The 22,846-nt window shown below is 73.0% G+C and carries 18 protein-coding genes; 10 read left to right on the forward strand and 8 right to left on the reverse strand.

The features are described from left to right. Nucleotides 1-73: 73 nt before the first annotated feature. From ABD481_RS21980 to ABD481_RS21995, 4 genes are all read right to left on the reverse strand, one after another. Entirely contained in the window at nucleotides 74-643 is a 570-nt protein-coding gene (locus ABD481_RS21980; protein ID WP_344667600.1) for an avidin-fold protein, read from the reverse strand. A gap of 2 nt (nucleotides 644-645) precedes the next feature. Further along, nucleotides 646-1,935 carry a SidA/IucD/PvdA family monooxygenase gene (locus ABD481_RS21985; RefSeq protein WP_344667601.1) on the reverse strand — a complete coding sequence of 430 codons (1,290 nt, stop codon included), beginning with the start codon at nucleotides 1,933-1,935 and terminating at the stop codon, nucleotides 646-648. An 87-nt stretch (nucleotides 1,936-2,022) separates the two neighbouring features. Beyond that, nucleotides 2,023-3,126 (reverse strand): FAD-dependent oxidoreductase, encoded by a 1,104-nt coding sequence (locus tag ABD481_RS21990; protein WP_344667602.1) that lies wholly within the window; start codon nucleotides 3,124-3,126, stop codon nucleotides 2,023-2,025. Then, complete coding sequence (locus tag ABD481_RS21995; RefSeq protein WP_344667603.1) at nucleotides 3,123-3,488, reverse strand: cupin domain-containing protein; 366 nt, start codon at nucleotides 3,486-3,488, stop codon at nucleotides 3,123-3,125. Before ABD481_RS21995 ends, ABD481_RS21990 begins: the two co-directional genes overlap by 4 nt. 252 nt (nucleotides 3,489-3,740) lie before the next feature. On the opposite strand from ABD481_RS21995, the gene ABD481_RS22000 reads away from it, so the two are divergent. The 4 genes from ABD481_RS22000 to ABD481_RS22015 are packed head-to-tail and all read left to right on the forward strand — an operon-like array spanning nucleotide 3,741 to nucleotide 9,167. Beyond that, entirely contained in the window at nucleotides 3,741-5,036 is a 1,296-nt protein-coding gene (locus tag ABD481_RS22000) for an ATP-grasp domain-containing protein (RefSeq protein ID WP_344667604.1), read from the forward strand. Continuing rightward, nucleotides 5,033-6,445: an MFS transporter gene (locus ABD481_RS22005; protein ID WP_344667605.1), complete on the forward strand. Its 1,413-nt coding sequence runs from the start codon at nucleotides 5,033-5,035 to the stop codon at nucleotides 6,443-6,445. The genes ABD481_RS22000 and ABD481_RS22005 overlap by 4 nt, the downstream gene beginning before the upstream one ends. A 40-nt stretch (nucleotides 6,446-6,485) precedes the next feature. Continuing rightward, a complete protein-coding gene (locus tag ABD481_RS22010) occupies nucleotides 6,486-7,853 on the forward strand; it encodes a class I tRNA ligase family protein (protein ID WP_344667606.1) in 1,368 nt (455 codons plus the stop codon). Between the two features lie 57 nt (nucleotides 7,854-7,910). Beyond that, nucleotides 7,911-9,167 (forward strand): ATP-grasp domain-containing protein, encoded by a 1,257-nt coding sequence (locus tag ABD481_RS22015; RefSeq protein WP_344667607.1) that lies wholly within the window; start codon nucleotides 7,911-7,913, stop codon nucleotides 9,165-9,167. A 31-nt stretch (nucleotides 9,168-9,198) separates the two neighbouring features. On the opposite strand, the gene ABD481_RS22020 is transcribed toward ABD481_RS22015, so the two are convergent. Further along, nucleotides 9,199-10,368, reverse strand: a complete 1,170-nt coding sequence (locus ABD481_RS22020) for an acetoin utilization protein AcuC (RefSeq protein WP_344667623.1) — start codon at nucleotides 10,366-10,368, stop codon at nucleotides 9,199-9,201. A 173-nt stretch (nucleotides 10,369-10,541) separates the two neighbouring features. On the opposite strand from ABD481_RS22020, the gene ABD481_RS22025 reads away from it, so the two are divergent. Next, on the forward strand, nucleotides 10,542-11,201 hold the full coding sequence (locus tag ABD481_RS22025; RefSeq protein ID WP_344667608.1) for a response regulator: 660 nt from the start codon (nucleotides 10,542-10,544) through the stop codon (nucleotides 11,199-11,201). Between the two features lie 249 nt (nucleotides 11,202-11,450). On the opposite strand, the gene ABD481_RS22030 is transcribed toward ABD481_RS22025, so the two are convergent. Next, on the reverse strand, nucleotides 11,451-13,175 hold the full coding sequence (locus tag ABD481_RS22030) for a GAF domain-containing sensor histidine kinase (protein ID WP_344667609.1): 1,725 nt from the start codon (nucleotides 13,173-13,175) through the stop codon (nucleotides 11,451-11,453). Between the two features lie 110 nt (nucleotides 13,176-13,285). On the opposite strand from ABD481_RS22030, the gene ABD481_RS22035 reads away from it, so the two are divergent. Together ABD481_RS22035 and ABD481_RS22040 are read left to right on the forward strand one after the other, a co-directional pair. After that, complete coding sequence (locus ABD481_RS22035; RefSeq protein ID WP_344667610.1) at nucleotides 13,286-13,735, forward strand: pyridoxamine 5'-phosphate oxidase family protein; 450 nt, start codon at nucleotides 13,286-13,288, stop codon at nucleotides 13,733-13,735. A 22-nt stretch (nucleotides 13,736-13,757) separates the two neighbouring features. Beyond that, nucleotides 13,758-14,642: a universal stress protein gene (locus tag ABD481_RS22040; protein WP_344667611.1), complete on the forward strand. Its 885-nt coding sequence runs from the start codon at nucleotides 13,758-13,760 to the stop codon at nucleotides 14,640-14,642. 67 nt (nucleotides 14,643-14,709) lie between these two features. Here the strand turns inward: ABD481_RS22040 and ABD481_RS22045 are convergent, their stop codons facing one another. Both ABD481_RS22045 and ABD481_RS22050 read right to left on the reverse strand, forming a co-directional pair. Next, entirely contained in the window at nucleotides 14,710-15,294 is a 585-nt protein-coding gene (locus tag ABD481_RS22045; RefSeq protein ID WP_344667612.1) for a hypothetical protein, read from the reverse strand. Between the two features lie 87 nt (nucleotides 15,295-15,381). Continuing rightward, nucleotides 15,382-15,951, reverse strand: a complete 570-nt coding sequence (locus ABD481_RS22050) for a hypothetical protein (RefSeq protein ID WP_344667613.1) — start codon at nucleotides 15,949-15,951, stop codon at nucleotides 15,382-15,384. 320 nt (nucleotides 15,952-16,271) lie between these two features. Between ABD481_RS22050 and ABD481_RS22055 the strand changes: the two genes are divergently transcribed. The 3 genes from ABD481_RS22055 (at nucleotide 16,272) to ABD481_RS22065 (ending at nucleotide 22,690) form a co-directional block, all read left to right on the forward strand. Further along, entirely contained in the window at nucleotides 16,272-18,743 is a 2,472-nt protein-coding gene (locus tag ABD481_RS22055; protein WP_344667614.1) for a phosphoketolase family protein, read from the forward strand. Then, nucleotides 18,743-21,637 carry a bifunctional acetate--CoA ligase family protein/GNAT family N-acetyltransferase gene (locus ABD481_RS22060; protein ID WP_344667615.1) on the forward strand — a complete coding sequence of 965 codons (2,895 nt, stop codon included), beginning with the start codon at nucleotides 18,743-18,745 and terminating at the stop codon, nucleotides 21,635-21,637. Before ABD481_RS22055 ends, ABD481_RS22060 begins: the two co-directional genes overlap by 1 nt. Nucleotides 21,638-21,799: 162 nt before the next feature. Beyond that, complete coding sequence (locus ABD481_RS22065) at nucleotides 21,800-22,690, forward strand: universal stress protein (RefSeq protein WP_344667616.1); 891 nt, start codon at nucleotides 21,800-21,802, stop codon at nucleotides 22,688-22,690. Nucleotides 22,691-22,846 lie beyond the last annotated feature (156 nt).

The raw sequence follows: 22,846 nt of genomic DNA on the forward strand, positions 1-22,846 counted from the left end.
GCCTCCGCAGGCCCGCGACGCCCTAAGCATCGCGGACCCGCGAGGGCGGCGGATCGGGGCAGCCGCCGGCGAGTCAGCCAGCTGACTCGCCGTGGGCGGCGAACGGGCCATGTTGGTCGGTGCCAGCACCGCCGCGCTCAGGAACGGCTACGCTGCCTGATCTGCGAGCACTGTCAGACCCGCGAGCGCCGCCAGAACCGTAACCACCGCCAGATCCGCCAGAACCGTTCGCATCGCCAGACCCGCGATCACCGCCAGATCCGTTCCCGCCCCCGTCCTCCACCCCCCGGCACTCCTCGATCACCGACACCCCCGTCGACCCGTCCGCCCGCCGCCAGTCCTCGACCAGGCGGATCCGGCCGTCGGGCAGGCGTTCGGGGGTGCTGACCACGGTGCCGGCGACCATGGTGCCGTCCAGGGCGAGTTGGCAGTAGGCGGCGTCGATGGTGCCGTCGGGGCGGGTGGTGCCGACCAGGCGGCCGGTGCGCAGGCGGCCGCCGCCGAACTCGGCCCAGACCAGGTCGCCGTTCTGGTGGTAGTGGCCGATGGTCGGGGTCCCGGCCGCGGCGTGGGGGGCCGTGGTCGGGTGGTCCTCGGCGCGGAAGCGGATTCCGTCGTAGTCGAACTTCGTCGTGGTGGGCACGGCTACCCCCAGGCCACGGTGCAGAGGCTGTCCTCGAGGCGGTAGACCTCGCGGTCGAACATCGAGTTGAGGATGAGCGCGGCGCGGACCGGAAGCAGGGTGAGGTTGGCGTCCGGGATGCCGTGGCTGAAGCGGGCGCGGTTCATCGCGTAGATGCGGTGCCCTTCGCGGCTTTTCCAGCGGACCGAGCAGTCCGACTCGACGATCATCTCGCCGTGGTCGTCGACGTCGACGCGCCGGCGCAGCTCGTCGTCGAACGGGATCGGGGTCTTCTCCCGGCCCATGGCCACCACCGCGTGGCGGACCGGGATGTCGGCCTGTTGCTCGGAGGTCTCGCAGTGCAGCACGACGGTGTCGCCGTCCATGGTGGCGCCGGTGACGTCGTGGCCGATGTGGATGCGCGCCGGGAATCCCGCGCCCTTCTCCAGCATGGCCCCGTAGTTCGCCTGGTAGAGGCTTTTCATCGCGCCCGGGGTGAGGGCGTCGCCGGTGTGGCGCTGCTCCTCGATCAGGCGGCGGCGCGTGGACAGGGTCAGGCCCTGGAGGAACTTCTGGTGCTCGGGACGGTAGAAGTCGTTGGCCAGCGGCGAGTCGTCGATGGTCTTGAACCACTGGCCGCGGCCGATCCATTTGATGTCGGTGAAGCCCAGGCCGATCAGGCGCACCACCGCCTCGCAGCCGGTCTGGCCGCCGCCGAGCACGGCCACCGGCTCGTGGCGGTGGCCGTCCATGGCCGCCAGGCGGGCGCCCAGCTCGTCGGCGATGAAGACGGCGTCGGGCGGCAGGCCCCGCAGGGCCGCCGGGAGCACCGGGCGGCTGCCCACGCCGAGCACGAGGTGGGCGGCCACGGCCTGCGGGACGCCGCCGGCCCAGACCTGGAAGCCGTCCGGCGTCAGCGAGATCCGGTCGATGTCGACCCCGTAGTGCAGCCCGTCCATCCGCTGCGCGGCCCAGGCCAGGTAGGCCTGGTACTCGCGGCGCGGCAGGGAGTCGAACTGGGAGTTCAGCAGGGCGAAGAACCGGCCGGTGGTGACCAGGTAGTTCAGGAAGCTCAGGGGGTGGGTGGGGTCGACGACCGACACCAGGTCCTTCAGCCACGAGGTCTGCATGCCGACGCCGGGATGCAGCAGCGCCTCGTGCCAGGCGGGGCCGGCCTGGCGGTCGAACAGGGCCAGCCCGCCGCCGCCCCCGGCGGCGGCGCCCTCGGAGCGCACCCCCTGGTAGAGGGCTGCGAGACTCAGGTTGGCCGGGCCGGCACCGATGCCGACTGCGTGGTACGCGGGGACATTCATGTTGCGTGATCTCCCATCCGGTCACGATCGTGGTGCTGTGTGGGCACGAACCCGGCCGGGGCCGTCGCCCGCGGCCGGTGGGTCCGCTCAGCGACGGAGGTCGTCCGCCGCCTGAGCGCTGGCGGCCAGGGCAGTCTTGGCCGAGCCGCCGGATCCGCCGGAGAAGGTGTGGACCCGGCCTCCGGTGCCGGGGACCGGAGCCAGGCGCAGCCCGGTCGAGGTGGCATAGCAGTCGGCCGACACGGTGGTCGCGCCCGGCCCCGCCACGCGCAGCGCGGGGAACCGGTACGCGGCCAGCCGGAGCGCTTCGCGCCCCAGCTCCGGTTCGGCCTTGGGGACGTCGGGATCGACGCCCCACGACTCGGTGGGCAGGCCGACCAGCAGGCCGCCGGGCACCGGGCGCCCGAACAGGCCGGTGGTCTCGTCGACGAACGCCGTCGGCCGGGGGCCCCGGGTGGGGACCACGGTGTATTGGATCGCCTTGGTGGTCAGCCCCTCCGCGGGCAGGCCGCAGCTGTGCAGGAGGGCCGGCGTCCACGGCCCAGCCGCGATCACCACGGCGTCGAAGTCCCGGGAGCCACGGGAGCCCCACGAGCCGGACCGGCCCTCGACCCGGACCCCGTCGGGCCGCACCCGCAGGCCCTGGAGCGGCTCGGCGACGACGGCGACGCCGCGCCGGCCGGCCAGGTCCGCGATCGCCGAGCGGCGCAGCCAATCCGGATCCAGGCAGCCGGCCTCCTCCTCCACGACGGCGACGGCCTGCTCGGGCAGCCCGTGCCAGCCCGCCGCGGCCAGGTCGGCCGCGGTGACCAGGTGCACCGCGCCCGGCGCGCCGGAGAGCAGGGCCGCGAACTGCGCCGGATCCGGCGGGCCGTCGGCGAGCACGTAGGTGGAGCCCAGCCGCCGATAGCCAGCCCACTCCCGCAGCACGGGATCGGCGAGCAGCTCGGCCAGGCTCGCGCGGGCGGCCGCGGCGTGCGCCGGGTCGGTCTCGAACGCGCGGACCAGGCCGCGCGAGGCGGCGGTGGCGTCGGCGGTGCCGGGGCGGCCGGTCAGGAGTTCGACGGTGACGGCGCCCGCGGCGGTACCGCCCCCGGTACCGCCACCACCGCCACCACCGCCCGAGGCCAGCCGCCAGGCCAGCAAAGCGCCGGCCAGTCCCCCGCCGACGACGCAGATCCGGGTACTCACTGCCCCGGGCTGGTATCCGCGGCACCGGACGCCGGCGGCATCCAGTACGCGCTGAAGATCAGCAGCGGGGTGTCGGCGGACGGGTTGTGGATCACGTGCGCCTCGGCGCTGTCGAGCAGGAACGCCGAGCCCTGCGCGACGCGCGTGCGGCGGCCCCCGACCTCGACGTCCGCCTCGCCCCGGAGCACGACGGACAGCTCCATGTCAGGGTGCTGATCACGAGGGCTGGCGCCGAGCGGGGCCACCGAGTACCACATTCCCCCGAACGGCAAGTCCTTGACGATCGGGAATTGCTCCCACCTTGTCACCGTCATCACGGCATCACCGGTGCCCACCGCGACGGAATGATCGATCACGTGCATGCGTGGCCCCTCTGTCGCCCGGGAACATGATCAGGGTCCTGGGATGTGCTGATGGACGCTAGCAGACCGGGACAGTCGGTGGTAAGCCCTGAAAACCGCCTTCACCTGGGGATCTTCAGGGTTACTTCCTATTCACAAGACCCTGATCATCAACGCGTGGCGGACCCATCAGGACGCTGGTATGTTTCGCCGTCAACGCCCGTGACCCGGGCCGGCTGCCACCGCGAGAAGGGCCCGCACAAAATGGTGGATGTGGAACATCCCGCGCCCGACGACCGACCGTTCCTGATCCAGGTGTCCAGCCTCAGCGCGGTCGCGCGGGAGGCGTTCGCCGTCTCGGTGGCCCAGCGGTACCGGGTCTGGCTGTTCGTCGGCGGCGCCGGCCGGACGCAGACGGTGACCTGGGAGGGGCCGTACATCGTCGGCCACACCGGGATCGACACCCAGGACGCGCCGGCGATGATCGAGGCGGCCCGGGCGCTGGACGCCCGGCTGCGCGCCGAGCACGGCCGCGGCGTGGCCGGCGTCGTGTGCTACGACGAGGCCCGGATCGTCGACGCCGCCGCCCTGGCCGCGGCCCTGGGCCTGCCGACCAGCCCGCCGGAGGCCGTCGCGCGCTGCCGCGACAAGCACGCGACCCGCACCGCCCTGGCCGCCGCGGACGTGCCGCAGCCCCGGTCCCGGGCGGTGGCGGACGTCCCGCAGGCGGTGGCCGCGGCCGAGGCCATCGGCTACCCGGTCGTGATCAAGCCCCGCAACCTGGCCGCGAGCTTCGGGGTGCTGCGCGTGGACGCCCCCGACGGGATCGCCGCCGCGCACGCCCACGCCCTGTCGATCGACCTGCCGGAGGAGAAGAACCGCTACGAGGCCGGGGTCCTGGTCGAGGAGTACCTGGACGGCCCGGAGATCAGCGTGGACGCGGCCTGCTTCGACGGCCGCGTGGTGCCGCTGGGCGTGGCGCACAAGGAGCTCGGGTTCGCCCCGGCGTTCGAGGAGGTCGGGCACCTGGTCGACGGCGCCGACCCGCTGCTGCGCGACCCGGACCTGCTCGCGGTGCTGACCGGCGCGCACGCCGCGCTGGGCTTCCACACCGGCGTCACGCACACCGAGCTGCGGCACTCCCGCGGAGTCTGGAAGGTGGTGGAGGTCAACGGCCGCCTCGGCGGCGGCCTGATCCCGCACCTGGACCGGCTCGCCACCGGCGTCGACGTGAACCTGGCCGCCGCCGACATCGCCGCCGGACGCACGCCGGAGCTCACCCCGGGTCCGAGCCGGGTGGCCGCGATCCAGTTCCTCTACCCCGATCACGACATGACCATCGCCGAGATCCGCGTCGACACCGCGGCGCTGCCGCCGGAGGTCGAGCGCGCGGGACTGTTGGCGCCGACGCCGCGCGAGGTGAAGCTGCCGCCGAACGGCCAGGCCTGGGAGAGCCGGATCGCGCAGATCGTCGCGGTGGCCGACACCGAGCAGGACTGCCGGGCGGCGCTGGAAGTGGCCGCCAAGGCGTTCACGGTGATCCCGGCGACCGAGGAATCCGCACCGTGAGCAGCGGTGGAGCCGGGCGGCAGGACGCGAATCAGGACACGGATCAGAACGCGGATCAGGACACGCGGTCGCCGGCGCAGCCCGGGCAACCAGGGCCGCCCCCGAGCCGGAAAGACGCCGCACAGCAGACAGATCAGGCTTCGAAGACGCCCGCGCCCGACGCCGACCCCGGACCCGCCCAGGGCGCGGTCGGGGTCCTGGCCACCCTCGCCGGCCTGCCGAACATCGTGCGGTTCCTGCTCGCGGGCATCTTCATCAACCAGCTCGGCGCGTTCCTGCGCGCGTTCATGGTGCTCTACCTGGTGCACCGCGGCTTCAGCTCCGCGCAGGCCGGGACCGCGCTGGCGCTGTACGGCGCGGGATCCGTCGTCGGGCTGCTGTTCGGCGGCGGCCTGGCCGACCGGCTCGGCGCGCGCCTGACCATCGTGTGGGCGATGCTCACCTCGGCGGTGCTGGTCGTGTCGGTCAGTGCCCTGTCGGCGTACCCGGTGATCCTGGCGGCGGTGTTCGCGGCCGGGGCCACGGCCCAGTCCTACCGGCCGGCCGCGAGCACCATGCTGGCCAAGGCGACGGCCAAGGACCGGCAGACGATGGTGTTCGCGCTGAACCGGATGGCCGTCAACCTCGGCGCGCTGGGCGGGCCGCTGCTGGCGGCGTGGCTGATCGCCGTCTCCTGGGACCTGATGTTCTGGCTGGACGGCGCCACGTCGGTGGCCTACGCCGTCATCGCCTTCCTGCGGCTGCCGCGCGAGGACGCCGCGACGCGGGCGATGGGCGCGGCGCGCCGGGACCGGATCGGGTATCTCACGGTTCTGCGGGACCGCCGGTACTCGCTGTATCTGTTCATGGTGTTCGCCAACGCGGTGATCTACATCCAGATGATGACGGTCCTGCCGCTGGCGATCACGGCCGCGGGGCACGCGACCGTCGTCTACAGCGCGCTCAACAGCCTGTCCGCGGGGATGATCATCGGCTTGGAGCTGCTAATCACCCGTTTCGTCCAGCACTGGGCGCCGCGGGTGGCGGTCTCGGCCGGCTTCGGCCTGCTCGGCGCCGGCCTGGTCGGCTTCGGGCTGCCCGGCGGGGTGCCGACGCTGGTGGCCGCGATGGTGGTGGGCACCACCGGGGAGATGGTCGGCGGACCGAGCGTGTTCGCCTGGCCGGCCCGGGTCGCCCCGGCCGAGGCCACCGGCCGCTACCTGGGCGCGATGCAGTCGGCCTTCGGCCTGGGCCAGGCCGTGGGCCCGGTGCTGGGGGTGGCGGTGTGGAACGCCGGGCACCGCCAGCTGTGGCTGTGGTGCGGAGCCGTCGCCGTGCTCTGCGTCGTCTCCGGCCAGTTCGGAATGCGTGAGAGAGCCGTCGTGGAGGAACCCGCGACCCAGGCAGGGAACCAGCCAGTCCCGGCGTGAGACGCCGGTCCGCCGCCCCTTCTTCGAGAAAGTGCCTCACATGTCGGAGCAGTCCACCGATCGCGAAATCAAGCTCTTGATATCGCCCCCGCCCACCCCCAACGGGCCGCTGCACCTGGGCCACCTGTCCGGGCCCTACCTCGGCGCGGACATCGCGGCGCGGGCCGCCCGCGCCGCCGGGCAGGACGTGCTGCACCTGGGCAGCCTGGACCCGCACCAGAACTGGACGATGGCGCGGGCCGAACAGCTCGGCGAGCCGGTCGAGGCGATGCTCGACCGGTTCGGGCGGCGAATCAGCCAAGCCATGGAGCTGGCGCGGTTCGAGTACGACATCTTCTTCGACCCGTACACGGACGAGGACTACCGGGCCGCGCTGCCGGCGTTGCTGTCGGAGCTGGTGGCCGGCGGCGCGGTGGTGGAGACGGAGTCCGAGGTCGCGCTGTGCACCGAGTGCGGGCGGACGCTGCACCACTGGCGGGTCGGGGGGACGTGCCCGACGTGCGGGCAGGGCGCGTGCGGCGGGTCGTGCGAGGGCTGCGGGACCTTCCTGCTGGCGCGGGACCTGGTCGACGCCCGGTCCCGGTGCCACGACGCGGAGCCGGAGATCGCCAGCGTCCTGATTCCGGTGCTGCGGCTGGAGGACTTCCGCGAAGCCCTGACCGAGGCCTGGGTGCGGGCCGCCGTGTCGCCGCAGGCCCGGGTGATGCTGAGCCGGTACCTGGAGGGCGAGCTGCCCGAGGTGCCGCTGGCCTATCCCGGGGACTGGGGCCTGGTGTGGCAGGGCGGCGGGGAGGAGCTGCGCATCGATGTGTGGGGCGAGATGGCGCTCGCCTACTACTACACGGTGGCGCGGCATCTGAATGCGGGCTCTGCGACGCTCGCCGAGTGCACGGCGGCCTGGAACCGGATCAGCGAGTACTGGTTCTTCACCGGCCTGGACAATCCGTTCTACCTCACGGCGACGATCCCGGCCGTGCTGGCCGCCGCCGGAGTGGCGCTGGACCGGTATGCCGGCGTGGTCGTGAACGAGTTCTACCGTTTGGACGGCCTGAAGTTCTCCACCAGCCGCGACCACGCGATCTGGGCCGACGAGTTCCTGGCCGAGCAGGATCCCGCGGTGGTGCGGGCGTATCTGGCATGGGACGCGCCGAACCACTTCGGGACCGACTTCACGTTGGCGGCCTTCGAGGCGTTCAAGCAGCGGTTCACCGCGGTGCTGGACGGCACCGGGGGCGGCCTGCCCGCCGATTCGCCCCTGGTCGCCGCCGAGACCGCGCGCGGGGAGCGGGCTCTGCGTCCCGAGACCTTCGACCCCGCGCTGGCCGTCCGCTGCGCGCTGGCCGCCTATCCGTGCGGCGACGAGGCCGCGAAGAAGCTGCTCGCCAGCATCACCGGCGACGCCCTCTAGACCCCGCCACGGCTTCTGGAACACGCCCTGGACCCCCGTCGAATCCGGAGGTATCACATGGACCGCCACATCGTCATCGTCGATCCCCTTTCCACCGGCCGGGAACTGGCTCCGGCCTTCGCCGCGCGCGGCGTCAAGGCGATCGCCGTGCTCAGCAACGTCGTGATCGCACCGACCTACATCCCAAGCTGGGAGCCGGAGAACTTCGACCTGATCCTCGGGTGGAATGGCACCGACGCCGGGCTGGAGCAGCTCGTCGCGACCCTGACCCCGTTCGCCCCGATCGCCGTGATCGCCGGCGCCGAGATCGGCGTCATTCTCGGCGACCGGCTCGGCGCGCGCCTGGCCCCGGCCACCGGCAACGACCCCGCGACGTCCCTCAACCGCCGCGACAAGGGCGACATGGGCAGCGCGGTGGCCGCCGCCGGCATCCCGGCCCTGCGCCAACTGTGCACCGCCGACCCCGAGGCCGCGGCCGCCTGGATCGGCGAGAACGGCCTGGACCGGGCCCGCCTGGTCCTCAAGCCGAGCAACAGCAGCCTGACCGACGAGGTCCACTTCGTGGAGCCCGGCGCGCCCTGGCGCCCCGCCTTCGACCGGATCCTGGCGAGCACCAACGCCCTGGGCCTGCGCAACACGCAGGTCCTGGTGCAGGAGTTCGCCGAGGGCGTGGAGTACATCGTCGACCTGTACTCGGTGGACGGCGCCCACGGCCTCGTGGACGTCTGCCGCTACACGAAGGCCTCCCGCAAGGACTCGGAGGGCGGCCACCGCATCGGCATCTACGAACGGGTCGACTTCCTGCCGCCGGACTCCCCCGAGATCCCCGATCTGTTCGACTACGCCAAGCGCGTCGCCGACGCCGTGGGCATCCGCAACGGCAGTGCCCATGCCGAGATCATGCTCACCCCGGCCGGGCCGCGCCTGCTGGAGATCGCCGCGCGCCCGGCCGGCGGCGGCCACCAGGGCGTGTGCCGCCGCGCCACCGGCGACTGCCAGATCGACCGGGTGGTACGGCACCTGCTGGACGGCGAGTTCCGGCCCGGGTTCGGCTGGATCCAGCACGTGCGTGCGGCGTTTCTGGCCGGTCCTGTCACTGGAGTGTGGCGCAACGGCGAGATTTTCGACCAGGTCGACGGGCTGCCGACGGTGTACCGGAAGGTCATCAAGTTCGCGACGGGTGACCGGGTGCCGCAGACGACGGGGCTGGCGGACGCCCTGGGGTGGGTGGAGATGGCGGACGCGGACGAGGCGGCGATCGACGCCGACTACCTGAAGATCAAGGAGTTGGAGGCTTCGATGATCGTGGATTGACGGGCGTCGGGCCCGGACACTGTGCTCTGATTCAGTACGCCGGATCCAGGCCGTGGTGCGGGAACACCGCCGACCGCGTGGCCAGGACCGCCTGGTCCACGCGGTCGCCGGGATCGTAGCCGGCCGACCACGGCTTCGGATTCGGGTTCGGCGTGAGCCCGTCGGTCATCGTGATCGGCGCGTGCTGGCCGGTGAGTTCGCGCACCCGATCGCGCCACTGCTCGGGAGTCGGGGTGTCCGGCGCGATGGGGTGATGGGCGGCCTCGGCCAGCAGATGCGTCCAGATCCGCGGCACGACGTCGACCAGCGCGTAGCCACCGCCGCCGGTGGCGACCCACTTCCCCGCGGCGTGTTCGTGCGCCAGCCGGTGCAGGCGTTCGACGACGGCCCGCTGGCCGTCGACGGTCAGGTGCAGGTCCGCCAGCGGATCGGCGGTGTGGGTGTCGCAGCCGTGCTGGCTGAGCAGGACGTCCGGCCCGAACGCGGCCAGCAGCGGCGGCACCACCGCGTCGAACGCCCGCAGCCACGGCTCGTCCGTCGTCGCCGGCGGCAGCGCGACGTTGACGGCGTACCCTTCGGCGTCCGGTCCGCCGGCCTCGCCCGGGTGGCCGGTGCCGGGAAACAGAGTCCTGGGATCCTGGTGCAGGCTGATCGTCAGGACCCGTGGATCGTTCCAGAACGCGGCCTGGACGCCGTCGCCGTGATGGACGTCGACGTCGACATAGGCCACGCGGCGCGCGCCCTGGGCCAGCAGCCAGGCGATGGCGATCGCCGGGTCGTTGTATATGCAGAAGCCGGCCGCCTGCGAACGCATCGCGTGGTGCAGGCCGCCGGCGATGTTGACCGCGTGGGCGGCGGCGCCGGTCCAGACCTCGCGCGCGGCGGCGATGGAGGCGCCGGCTATGAGGGCGCTGGGCTCGTGCATCCGGGGGAAGTGCGGGTTGTCGGCGGTCCCGATGCCGATCGTCTGGCGTTGCGCGGTGGAGGCGTCGTCCGCGGCGCGGACGGCGTCGATGTACTCCGGCGCGTGGACGAGCCGCAGCTCGGCGTCGGTCGCGGCGGTCACCGGCACGATCCGCACGTCGGAGTGGTCCAGGACCCCGAGCGCCCGGGCCAGCGCCATGGTCAGCTCCACCCGCACGGGTGCGAGCGGGTGGCTGGGCCCGAAGTCGTAGTTCAGGACGGCGTCGTCCCACGGCACGCTCAGCGATGTTCCCACGGCCGCATTCAACCGCAGATCGGCCTCCGCCGCGCAGAGGCGGAAGCCCTGCGTCCGTTCCGGGACCTTCGGCCCGTCCGCCGCGGTGCCGGCCGGCCTTAGGGTGGACGGGGGCGCCGGGTGGCGGCGGCCCATGGGCGGCGGAGGCTGAACGGATGGACGGCAAGATCGGTGTGTTCCTCCTCGACGACCACCAGGTGGTGCGGCGGGGCCTGAAGGACATGCTGGAGGACGAGCCGGACTTCGAGGTGGTCGGCGAGGGCGCCACCGCCGCCGAGGCGCTGGCCCGGGTACCCGCGCTGCGTCCGCAGGTCGCGGTGCTGGACGTGCGGCTGCCCGACGGCGACGGCGTGACGGTGTGCCGCGAGCTGCGCTCGAAGATGCCGGAGCTGGCCTGCCTGATGCTGACCTCGTTCGCCGACGAGGAGGCCCTGTTCGACGCGATCATGGCCGGCGCCTCCGGCTACCTGCTGAAGCAGACGCTCGGCGCGGACCTGGTCGCGGCGGTGCGCTCGGTGGCCGGCGGCGAGTCGCTGCTGGACCCGCGCCTGGCGGCGAAGGTGATGGCCAAGCTGCGCGCGGCCGAGGAGCACAAGGACCCGCTGGCCCAGCTCACCGCGCAGGAACGGCGAGTGCTGGACCTGATCGGCGAGGGGCTGACCAACCGGCAGATCGCCGAGCGGCTGTTCCTGGCCGAGAAGACGGTGAAGAACTACGTCTCGGCGCTGCTGGCCAAGCTCGGGCTGACGCGGCGGGTGCAGGCGGCGGTCATGGTGACCGGGGTGAAGTCGGAGCCGGGGCGGCCGCGGCTCTGAGGGGGAGCTGCCGCTCGATTTCTCGCCTTCGCTCCTTCAGCCTGTTCTGGCCTTCGCTGCTTCAGCCTGTTCTCGCTTTCGCTGCTTCAGCCTGTTCTGGCCTTCGCTGCTTCAGCCTGTTCTCGCTTTCGTTCCTTCAGCCTGTTCTTGCCTTCGCTGCTTCAGCCTGGTTTGGCTGTGGGTGGCGGGCCGGGGCGGCCAGGCGCCGCTGATCAGCCGTTTCGCGTCGGCACCCCAGGAATCGATCGTCTAGTCCTCGTCGTCCAGCGGCACGCGCCACAGCAGCACCGTCCCCTGGCCCTCCGCGCCCGCCGAGATGGTGAACTCGCCGTTGAGCTCGGTGGCCCGGTCGGCGATGTTCGCCAGGCCGCTGCGGCGGCTGCCGGTGCCCATGCCGGCGCCGTCGTCGGCGATGCGCAGTGTGAGGTAGCCGTCGGCGGTTGCCAGGTCGACCTCCACCTTTCTGGCCCCGGCGTGCCGGGCGGCGTTCGACAGCCCTTCGCGCACGACCGCCAGCGCGTGCTCGACCGCCTGCTCCGACACCTCGAAGTCCACCGGTCCGGTGAACCGCACCGCCGGCGCGAAGCCCAGCGCCTCGGAGGCGTCCTGGCACACCTGGAGCACCTGGGCCCGGAGGCCCGGGACCTGGGTCGGGCTGTCGTGCTCGGACAGCGCAAAGATCGTGGAGCGGATGACCTTGATCGTGTCGTCGAGGTCGTTGACGGCGTTGGTGACCCGCTCGCGGACCGCCGCCTTCTCGGTGATCTTCAGCACCGACTGGAGCGTCATCCCGGTGGCGAACAGCCGTTGGATCGCCAGGTCGTGCAGGTCCCGCCCGATGCGGTCGCGGTCGGCGAACAGCGCCAGCTTCTCGGCGTCCGCGCGGCGGTCGGCCAGCTCCAGCGCGATCGCCGCCTGGGCGCCCACGTCGCGCAGCACGGTCAGCACCTGGCTGTCGAACGGCAGCGTCCCGAACCGCTTGGCGGCCACCAGCAGACCCCGGGACCGCCCGGACTCCCCGAGCGGCGCCAGGTGCGCGCAGCCCAGCCCGATCTCGGCCCACACCGGGTACGGCGACCAGTCCGGGCTCTCCAGCGACCGCGTGGTGCCGGAAGTGAAGGTGTCGCCGAGCGGGGAGCCCTGGATCGGCACCGTCAGGCCCTCGATCCGCTCGGCGCCCAGGCCCTGCGCGACCTTGACGGTCAGCGTCGTGCGCGCCGCGTCGGGCAGCGCCACCGCCACCAGGTCCGCCCCGGCCAGCGTCCGCACCCGCTCGATGAGCACGGTCAGGACGTCGATCGGGTCCGCCCCGGACAGCAGGCCGCGGGTCAGCTCCGCCATCGCCTCCATCCAGCGCTGCCGCCGCCGGGCCTCGTCGTACAGCCGCGCGTTGTCGATCGCGACGCCGGCCGCCGCGGCCAGCGCCGTCAGCAGCGCCTCGTCGTCGGCGTCGAAGGCCAGGCCGCCCCGCTTCTCGGTCAGGTACAGGTTGCCGTAGACCTCGTCGCGGACCCGGATCGGGACGCCGAGGAAGGTGCGCATCGGCGGGTGGTTCTCGGGGAACCCGAACGACTCCGGATGGTCGGCGATGTCCTCCAACCGCAGCGGCACCGGGTGGTGGATCAGCTGCCCCAGCAGCCCCATGCCGGTCGGGTAGGGGCCGATGGCCTCGATCTCCTCCTGGGTCAGCCCCACGGTGACGAACCGCTCCAGCCGGTCCCCGGCCTCGCCTCCGATCACGCCGAGCGCCCCGTACTGGGCCTCGACCAGCTCGGTGGCGGTCTCGATGATGGTGCGCAGCACCCGGTCCAGGTCCAGGCCGCCGGAGACGGCCAGCACGCCCTGCAACAGCTGCTGGACCCGGCCGCGCGCGGCCTTGACCTGGTCCAGACGGCTGACCAGCTCGTCGATCAGCTCGTCGAAGCGCAGCTGCGGCAGCAGCGGGTGCCGGGGCTTGCCGGCGTCGTCGGCCATGCCCCCAGCCTAGTGAAACCCGGCCACCCCTCACACACAGGAGTTCGAGGTCCCGGATCCAGGACCTTCGGCCCTGTTGCGCCCGGCGCGCAGCGGCAGACCATGAGGACATGGGAAAAGACGAAGCGATCGAATACCTGACCGAGGACGAGGCCCTCAAGCTCGTCGCCACGGTCCCGGTGGGCCGCGTCGTCTACAGCCGTTTCGCGATGCCGGCCGTCCACCTGGTGAACTTCCGGCTGGACGGCCAGGACGTCGTGTTCAAGACCCGCAAGGGCGCCAAGTTCGCCGCCGCGGTGGCCGACACCGTCGTCGCCTTCGAGGTGGACGAGTTCGACCAGGACACCCGCAGCGGCTGGACCGTGACCCTCACCGGCCGCTCGAAGCTGGTGACGTCGAAGGCGGAGCAGGAACGGCTGGCCCGCCTGGGCGTCGACCCCTGGATCCCGGACCGGGAGTACTTCATCAAGGTGCGCACCCAGGTGATCGCGGGGCGCCGGATCCGGCCGCACGAGCTGGTCGGCCATGACGTGGACGCGGACGGCTTCGCAGGAGCCTGATCCGCAGGGAAGGGGACAGACCGTGACCGGACCCGTGGTCGTCGGCATCGACGACTTCGAGCACAGCGACCACCTGATCGCGGCGGCGGCCCAGGAGGCCGGGACGCGGCTCAGCAGGACCCTGTGGCTGGCCCACGCCTACCACGGCTTCGCGCCGCCGGCGCAGGAGACCGGGCTCACGCCGGAGGAGACCGTCCGCGCCGCGGCCCTGGCCCACCTGGCCGCGCTGGCCGAACAGGTCCAGCTGCGCCACCCGGAGCTGCGCGTGGAGACCGCCGCCGTCACCGGACCGCCGGCCCCGGCGCTGGCCAAGCTGGCCGGATCGGCGGCGCTGCTGGTGGTCGGCGGCCGCGGCCGGGGCGGCCTGGCCGGCCAGCTCCTGGGCTCGGTGTCGCTGCGCGTCCTGGCCCGCGCCGACTGCCCGGTGCTGGTGGTCCGCGGCGACCAGGACGAGCCCGCCGGCCGCGTGATGGTCGGCGTCGACATCGACGACCTGAACGGCTCGGCCACCGGCCCGGAGGTGCTGGAGTTCGCCTTCGACGAGGCCCAGCGCCGCGACGCCGACCTGTACGCGTTCTACGCCTGGGAGGACCCGTCGGTGCTGTACGCGTACGGCAGCCAGGTCTTCATGAACGAGCAGCGCGAGGCCGCCCTTGAACGAGGGCGCGAACGCCTCGCCGCCGCGCTGTATCCGTGGCAGCAGCTGTGCCCGGAGGTGAAGGTCGCCAGCGAGGTGCTGGCCGGGCTCCCGGCGAAGCTGCTGGTCGAGGCGACGCGGATGGCGGACGTCGTCGTCATCGGCGGACGGGTGCGGCGCGACGACCAGGAGGGGATGCGGGTGGGGGCGATCGCCCACACGGTGCTGCACCACGCTGCTTGCCCGGTGGCGATCGTCCCGGAGCACTGATACCGGGTGGCGCGGAAGGTCCCGCAGCAGCCGTCAGGCCGCTGCGGGACCTCGCGCATCCCTGTCCCTACTCCTTGACCTCCATCTGCGTCCGCAACGCCCGCGCCGTCGCCGCCGACGGGCTCAAGTCCACGGTGCCCGCGGACGATCGCCCCACGTCGAGCATCGTCACCGAGGCGCTGTTGTCGGCCCATACGCAGATCGGCGTGTAGACGCCCTTGCCCTCGTCCATGAGCGCGCACTGCATCGCGCCGCCCAGCGGTCCGGGATCCTCGTCAGTCTTCTGCGACAGGGTGACGGAGTCGCCCAGTCCCTGCCAGATCGTCTTGAGCCAATCCTTCGAGCCGAAGGCTCCGCCGAATCCGCCCGAGACGATCAGCTTCGGGGCCGGCTCGCCAAAGGCGACGTAGTAGGTCGCGTGGACCGAGGTGCCGCCGTTGGGGACGGCCGTTGTGCCCGATGGCGTCGACGGATCATCACGGCCGTTGTGCGGAATCAGGCCATTGAACTGGCTGGGCAGCACGAGCTTGTAGGTACTCGCGTGCTTCGTGGTGCCGAACGCGAAATATCCGACGGCACCGACCGCGAGCGCCACACCTCCGCCGGCGGCGGCCAGGACGATCGCCAACTCCTTGCGCTTTCGGGCACGCACAGGAGGTGGCGAGGCGTGATCAGTGGTCCAGGTAGACATAGTCAGAGAATCAGAGCACTGATGATGCCCTGTTGTCCATCCGCGGCGCTACAGCAGCGGCGTCCCCGTGCTGGGCTTGGCCGTCAGGGCGGCGACGTTGTCCGGGACGTGGATCTTCCGGCGGGCGACGTCGGTCAGGCCGGTGACGGCGACCGTCGCGAGCCCCAGGCCGCCGAAGGCGACACCGAGGCCGATCACCAGGTAGGTGACCTCCCAGGCCTGGTAGGCGCCCATCAGCGAGCCGCGGAGGGACTCCCCCATGAAGGCGGTGTTCTTCAAGCCCGCCAGCTTGGTGTCGGTCGGAGCGGCCATGGCGGCGGCGGACACCTGGGAGTAGGTCCTGCCGCCGGTGGCCTCCTTGATGTGGGTCTCGATCATGTCGGCGTAGGACTTGGCCTGGCCGCCGGTAACGACCTGCTGGCCGGCGTAGTTCGCCTGGGCGGCGGGCAGGCCCGCGTTCCCCTTCGGCGGGAAGCTGATCTGCTGCGCCGAGAGCTGCTCCTTGACCTGGTGCTGGCCGTGGACGCCTTCGTAGATCATCACCGGGCCGGCGACGATGAGCGCCGCGCCGGCGGTGTAGGCGATGCCGGAGGCCAGGGCGCGGGGCGTGATGTTCATGGGGTTCTCCTTGAACGCGACGTGGGCGGTGCGGGCGGCTGGTGCGGGGTGGGAGCGGTGCGGGGTGTGCGGGGTGTGTGGGCGGTGCGGGTTGTGTGGGCGGCGCCGGTCCGTTTCGGCTTTCGGCTTTCGGCTTTCGGCGGCTTCGTGTCCTGACACCAATGTGGCCGCCGTGCCCCCTGGTCCGGAGGTGCCGGAAGACGCCACTCGACCGGGCCGAAGGTCCCGAATCGCACCGGGTCCCAGGCCTCTGCCGGGCCCGCGCCCGGTGCTCGACGATGGCGGAAACGCCGCTCCCACCCGCCCGAAAGGACGGTCCGATGCCGACCGCCAACGCCGCTCCCGCCGCCAACGCCGCCGCCGGAACCGCGCCCGTCAGCGGAGCCGCGCCGGCGCCCGCCCCGGCCCCGACCCCGCTGCGCACCGTCGACGCCTACTGGCGCGCGGCCAATTACCTCTCCGTCGGCCAGATCTACCTGCGCGACGCCCTCCGGCCGGCGCACCCCCTGACCCCCGACCACATCAAGCCCCGCCTGCTCGGCCACTGGGGCACCAGCCCCGGCCTCACCTTCGTCCACGCGCATCTCAACCGCCTGATCCGCGAGCACGCGCTGGACCTGATCACCGTCCTCGGCCCCGGGCACGGCGGCCCCGCCGCTCTCGCCTGCTCCTGGCTCGACGGCACCTACACCGACCACTACCCCGACGTCCCCCGCGACGCCGAGGGCATGGCACGCCTGTTCGCCGCCTTCTCCGCCCCCGGCGGCGTCCCGAGCCACGTCGCGGCCAACGTCCCCGGCTCCATCCACGAGGGCGGCGAGCTCGGCTACAGCCTGGCCCACGCCTTCGGCGCCGCGTTCGACAACCCCGATCTGGTCGTCGCCTGCGTCGTCGGCGACGGCGAGGCCGAGACCGGCCCGCTGGAGGGCTCGTGGAAGTCCGTCAGGTTCCTGAACCCGGCCACCGACGGCGCAGTGCTGCCGATCCTGCACCTCAACGGCTACAAGATCGCCAACCCCACCGTCCTGGACCGGATCCCCCGCGAGCACCTCGACGCCCTGCTGACCGCGCACGGCTACGACCCGCGCTGGGTGGTCGGCGACGACCCGCACCAGCTGCACCGGCAGATGGCCGAGACCCTGGACGGCGCCCTGGCCACGATCCGCTCCATCCAGGACGCGGCCCGCACCCCGGTCCCGGCCGGCGGCAGCACCCACCCGCGGCCCGCGTGGCCGGTCATCGTCCTGCGCACGCCCAAGGGCTGGACCGGCCCGCACGCCGTGGACGGCGTCCAGGTCGAGGACACCTGGCGCTCGCACCAGGTGCCGCTGAACGGCGTCCGGGAGAACGGCGACCACCTGCGCCAACTCGCCGAGTGGCTGGACTCCTACCGTCCCGGAGAGCTGTTCGACGCCGCCGGCCGTCCCACGGCGGAGGTCCTGGCGTGCGTCCCGGACGGCGAGCACCGCATCGGCGCGAACCGCCACGCCAACGGCGGCCTGCTGACCCGCTCGCTGGAGCTGCCGCCGACCGGCGCCTACGCCGTCCCGGTCGACCGGCCCGGCGAGACGCTCCACGAGCCGACGCGGGTGCTGGGCACCTGGCTGCGCGACGTCATCAAGCTCGACCTCGGGGGCGGAGCTGGGACCGGCGCCGGCCGCCACGCCTTCCGCCTGTTCGGCCCCGACGAGACCGCGTCGAACCACCTCGACGCAGTCTTCGAGGTCACCGACCGCACCTGGACCCTGCGCACTCTGCCCGGCGACGACCACTTGGCCCCCGAGGGCCGGGTGATGGAGGTGCTGAGCGAGCACCTGTGCCAAGGCTGGCTGGAGGGCTACCTCCTGACCGGTCGCCACGGCCTGTTCTCCTGCTACGAGGCCTTCATCCACATCATCGACTCGATGCTCAACCAGCACGTCAAGTGGCTGAAGACGGCGCGCGCCCTGCCGTGGCGGGCCCCGGTGCCGTCGCTGAACTATCTGCTGACGTCGCACGTCTGGCGCCAGGACCACAACGGCTTCTCGCACCAGGACCCGGGCTTCCTGGACCACGTCGCGAACAAGACGGCCGACGTCGTCCGCCTCTACCTGCCGCCGGACGCCAACACCCTGCTGGCGGTGGCCGACCATTGCCTGCGCTCGCGCGACCAGGTGAACGTGATCGTGGCCGGCAAGAATCCGAGCCCGGACTGGCTGTCCCCGGCCGAGGCGGCGCGGCACTGCGAGCGCGGCCTGGGCATCTGGGAGTGGGCCGGCACCGAGGACGATCTGGCCACCGATCCGGACGTGGTGCTGGCGGCCGCCGGCGACGTGCCGACGCTGGAGGTGCTGGCGGCGGCGAAGCTGCTGCGCGAGCACGTGCCGGGGCTGCGCATCCGCGTGGTGAACGTCGTGGACCTGATGCGGCTCCAGCCGGAGTCCGAGCACCCGCACGGGCTGTCCGACGCCGAGTTCGACGCCGTGTTCACCACCGACAAGCCGGTCGTGTTCGCCTTCCACGGCTACGCCTCGCTGATCCACCGGCTGGCCTACCGGCGGCACGGCCACGCGAACCTGCACGTGCGCGGCTACAAGGAGCAGGGCTCGACCACGACCCCGTTCGACATGCTGGTCCGCAACGACACCGACCGGTTCAAGCTGGTGTGCGACGTCATCGACCGGGTCCCGGGCCTGGCCACCCGCGCCGCCGCCGTGCGGCAGCTGATGACCGACGCGCGCGCCCGCCACCGGGCCTGGATCGTCGAGCACGGCGAGGACCTGCCGGAGATCCGCGACTGGACGTGGTCCTGATGACGGTCACCCCCCTCCGCCCGACGAACCGGGGCACCTCGGTCCACGCCCTGCTGGCCGACGGCACGACGGTCCTGATCCGGCCGGCCGGCCCACGGGACCTGGACGCGCTGCGGACGCTGTTCGCCGGACTGAGCCCGGAAAGCGCGCGCATGCGGTTCTTCGCCTCCGGCAGCGGGCCCGGCCAGGCCGCGGCGCAGCGGCTGAGCCGGCCCGACCCGGACCGGATCGCGCTGCTGGCGATCGCTTGCCGCGGTATGGACGACGAGGCCGGCGGAAGCGAAGCGGCGGGCGAGAGCGAAGCGGCCGGCGAGGAGATCATCGGCGAGGCAGAGGCCTGGCGCCTGAACAACTCGGACACCGCAGAGGTCGGATTCACCGTCGCCGAGGGCCGGCGCGGCCGGGGCGTGGGAACACTGCTGCTGGAGCACCTCGCCGACGCCGCGCGCGCCCAAGGAATCCGGCGCTTCGTCGCCGAGACACTGTCGGACAACGTGGCGATGAAGCGCGTCATCGCCTCGGCCGGCCTGAAGCACGCCACCGGCTACGAGCACAGCGGCACCGTCTTCCACGACATCGACCTCGACGAGGACGACGCCTACCTGGACGTACTCGCCGACCGCGAATTCCGCGCCTCCGCCGCCTCGCTCGAACCCCTGTTCCGCCCCCGATCGATCGCGGTCATCGGCGCGGGACGACAGATCGGCGGAGTCGGCCGCGCGATTCTGGACCATCTCATCGAATCAGGATTCGACTCCAACACTGAATCCAGCCCCAGCGCCAGCCCGACCGCCAACACCGGCTCCGACTCCCCCAGCCCCAGCTCCAGCCCGAACACCAGCACCAAGGCCAATCAGGATTCTCACTCCAAGGCTGAACCAACCCCCGCCCCCACCCACCACCTCTACGCCGTCAACCCCGCAGCCGACGCCATCGCCGGCGTCCCCTGCGCCCGCTCCATCGCCGCGCTGCCGCGGCCGGTCGACCTCGCGGTGCTCGCGCTCCCCGCCGACGCGCTCGTCGGTGCCGCGATCGCGTGCGGGCGGCATGGTGTCAGGGCCCTGGTGGTCGTCACGTCCGCGGTGCCCGCCGCGACCAGCGCTGCGCTGAAGGCTGTCTCGCGGCGCTATGGCATGCGGCTGGTCGGGCCCAACTGCCTTGGTGTCGCGGCTTTCGGCGATGGCGGCGCGTTCGATGCCGCGTTCGATGCCACGTTCGCCGCGCACGCGCCGCGGGCCGGGGCGGTCGGGATCGCTGTGCAGTCCGGCGGTGTGGGCATCGCTGTGCTTGAGCGGCTGGCGGCGTTGGGCATGGGTGCCAGTTCGTTCGTCTCGCTCGGGGACAAGGCCGATGTCTCCGGCAATGATCTGCTCGCGTGGTGGGCGGCGGACGCGGGGACGCGGATGGTGCTGCTGCATCTGGAGTCGTTCGGCAATCCGCGCAAGTTCGCGCGCTATGCCCGGCGCGTGGCGCGGACCAAGCCGGTGCTGATCGTGGAGGCCGGGCGGTCCGAGGCCGGGTCGCGGGCTGCGGCGTCGCACACCGCGGCCGCGGTGACGCCGGCGGTGACCCGGCGGGCGTTGTTCCGGCAGGCGGGTGTCATCGCGACGCGGTCCACCGGTGAGCTGGTCGAGACCGCCGCGCTGTTGGATGCGCAGCCGCTGCCGGCCGGGCGTCGGGTGGCGGTGGTCTCCAATGCCGGCGGTGTCGGGGTGCTGGCCGCGGACGCCTGCGTCGAGGCCGGGCTGACTGTCGCAGAGTTCGGTGACGGCCTCCGTCAGCGGCTCCAGGCGCTGCTCGGGCCCGGGGCTGCGGTGGCCAATCCGGTTGATGCCGGGGCCGGCGCGGGGGCCGACGCCCTGCGGGAGGCCGTGGCGGCGGTGTGCGCCTCGGGCGAGGTCGACGCGGTGCTGGTGCTGCCGGTCCCCACGGCGCTGGCCGACCTGCGCTCGACCCTCGCCGACGGGCCGCTCCCCGGCCCGGTGCCGCTCGCACTAGTCCGCGTGGATCAGGGTATTGGCCTGGACTTCCTGACCACCGGCGCGGGCGAGCGGATCCCGGTCTACGCCGGCGCCCCCGGCGCGGCGCGCGCCCTGGGCCACGCCGCCGACTACGCCGAGTGGCTGCGCGGGCCGCGGGGCCGGACGCCGCGGCTGCCCGGAATCCGGTCCGACGACGCCGCGCGGATCGTCTCCCGGTATCTGGACGCGCATCCGGACGGCGGCTGGCTGCCGCCGGACCGCGCCGCGGACCTGCTGGCCTGCTACGGCATCGCCTGCGCCCGGCTGGTGCTGGCCCGCAACGAGCACACCGCGGTCGCGGCGGCCGGGGTGTGGGACGGCCCGGTGGTGCTGAAGGCGTACTGGCCGGAGCTGGTGCACAAGAGCGACGTCGACGGCGTCCTGCTCGGCCTGTCCGGGGAGGCGGACGTGCGGGCCGGCTGGCGGCTGCTGACCCGGCGGTTCGGCGACCGGCTCGCGGGCGTGGTGGTGCAGGAGACGGCAAACAAGGGCGTGGAGCTGCTGGTCGGCGTGGACAGCGATCCGGTGTTCGGGCCGCTGGTGGGGTTCGGGGTCGGCGGTACCGACACCGAGCTGATCGGCGGCCACCGGTTCGCGCTGACCCCGCTGACCGACCTGGACGCGGACCGGCTGCTGGCCGAGCCGCGCGCGGCGCGGCTGCTGGCCGGGTACCGGGGGCGGCCCGGGGCCGACGCGGGCGCGGTGCGGGAGGTGCTGGCCCGGCTGGCCCGGCTGGCGGCCGAGCAGCCGTGCGTGGCCGAGGCCGAGATCAATCCCCTGATCGCGACGCCGGAGGGGGCGGTGGCCGCCGACTTCCGGATCCGGGTCGAGCCCCGCGCCGCCCACGACCCCTACCTGCGGCGACTGCGCTGAACCGGGACCTTCGGCCCGGGTCCGACCCCGTCTTCGGACCCGGGTCGGCGCGGGTCCTGGGCCTCTGGGGCCGCCGGCGCGGCGGCGCGATGGTGGAGGCGAAAGAACCGCAGGGCCGGAACCGCAGGAGAAACCGCGGCCGTGAGCGCTCTTGGAGGAGCCATGAAGTCCACCGTCGTCGTCGGCTACGACCAGACCCCGCACAGCGATCGCGCGCTGACAGTGGCCGCCCGCGAGGCCGCCTGGCGCGGCGCCTCGCTGACCGTCGTACACGCCTACAACTGGCTGCCGGCGGTGTCGTCTGCGGCCACCGGGTTCCCGGCGGCCTTCCCGCCGGCCACGGTCGAGGAGGCGGTCCGGGGCGCCGCGGAGGAAATCGCCGAGCACGGCGCCGAGCTCGCGCGCTCGCTGTTCCCGGGCATGCAGGTGCAGGCGCGGGCAGCGTCCGGCGGCGCCGCCGACTCGCTGGCCTCGATCGCCCGCGGCGCGGAGCTGCTGGTCGTCGGCAACCGCGGCCGCGGCGGCTTCTCCGGGCTGATGCTCGGTTCGGTGTCGATGCGCGCGCTGGCCGAGTCCTGCGTCCCGACGATGGTCGTGCGCGGCGCGGTGCGCGACGCGCAGGACGTGGTCCTGGTCGCCGTCGACATCGAGGACCCGGCCGACGACCTGCTGGACTTCGCCTTCACCGAGGCGGCGCGGCGGCGGGCCCGGCTGGAGGCGGTGTCGGTCTGGAACCTGTCGTGGGCCGCGGACTACGCCGGCGACACCGAGGAGGTGCGGCAGGCCGCCGAGCGGGCCACCGAGGACCTGGAGGCGGCGCTGGAAGCCGTGGTGCGCGCCTGGCACGCCAAGCACCCCGACGTGCGCACCAGCCACCGGGTCCTGGACGGCACCCCGTCGGCGGTGCTGACCGCCGCCAGCAGCCACGCCGACCTGATCGTCGCCGGCGCCCGGCACCACGGCGAGGGCCGGCACGGGATGCGCGTGGGCCCGGTGACGCACGCGCTGCTGCACCACGCGGACTGCCCGGTGGCCGTGGTACCTCGGGGCTGACAGGGGTCTGACAGCGGGCCGACAACGGCGCGACGGTACGGCGCCAGCGGACGCGCGGCGGGGCGGCGGGCGCCGCGAAAGCCGGCCGCCACCATCAGCATATTGCTGGTTCTGATACGCAAGACAATCCTCTAGGGGATTGCTCACCCCCGGTCA

Origin of the sequence: Catenulispora yoronensis (assembly GCF_039531695.1) — a bacterium.
Classification (GTDB): Bacteria; Actinomycetota; Actinomycetes; order Streptomycetales; family Catenulisporaceae; genus Catenulispora; species Catenulispora yoronensis.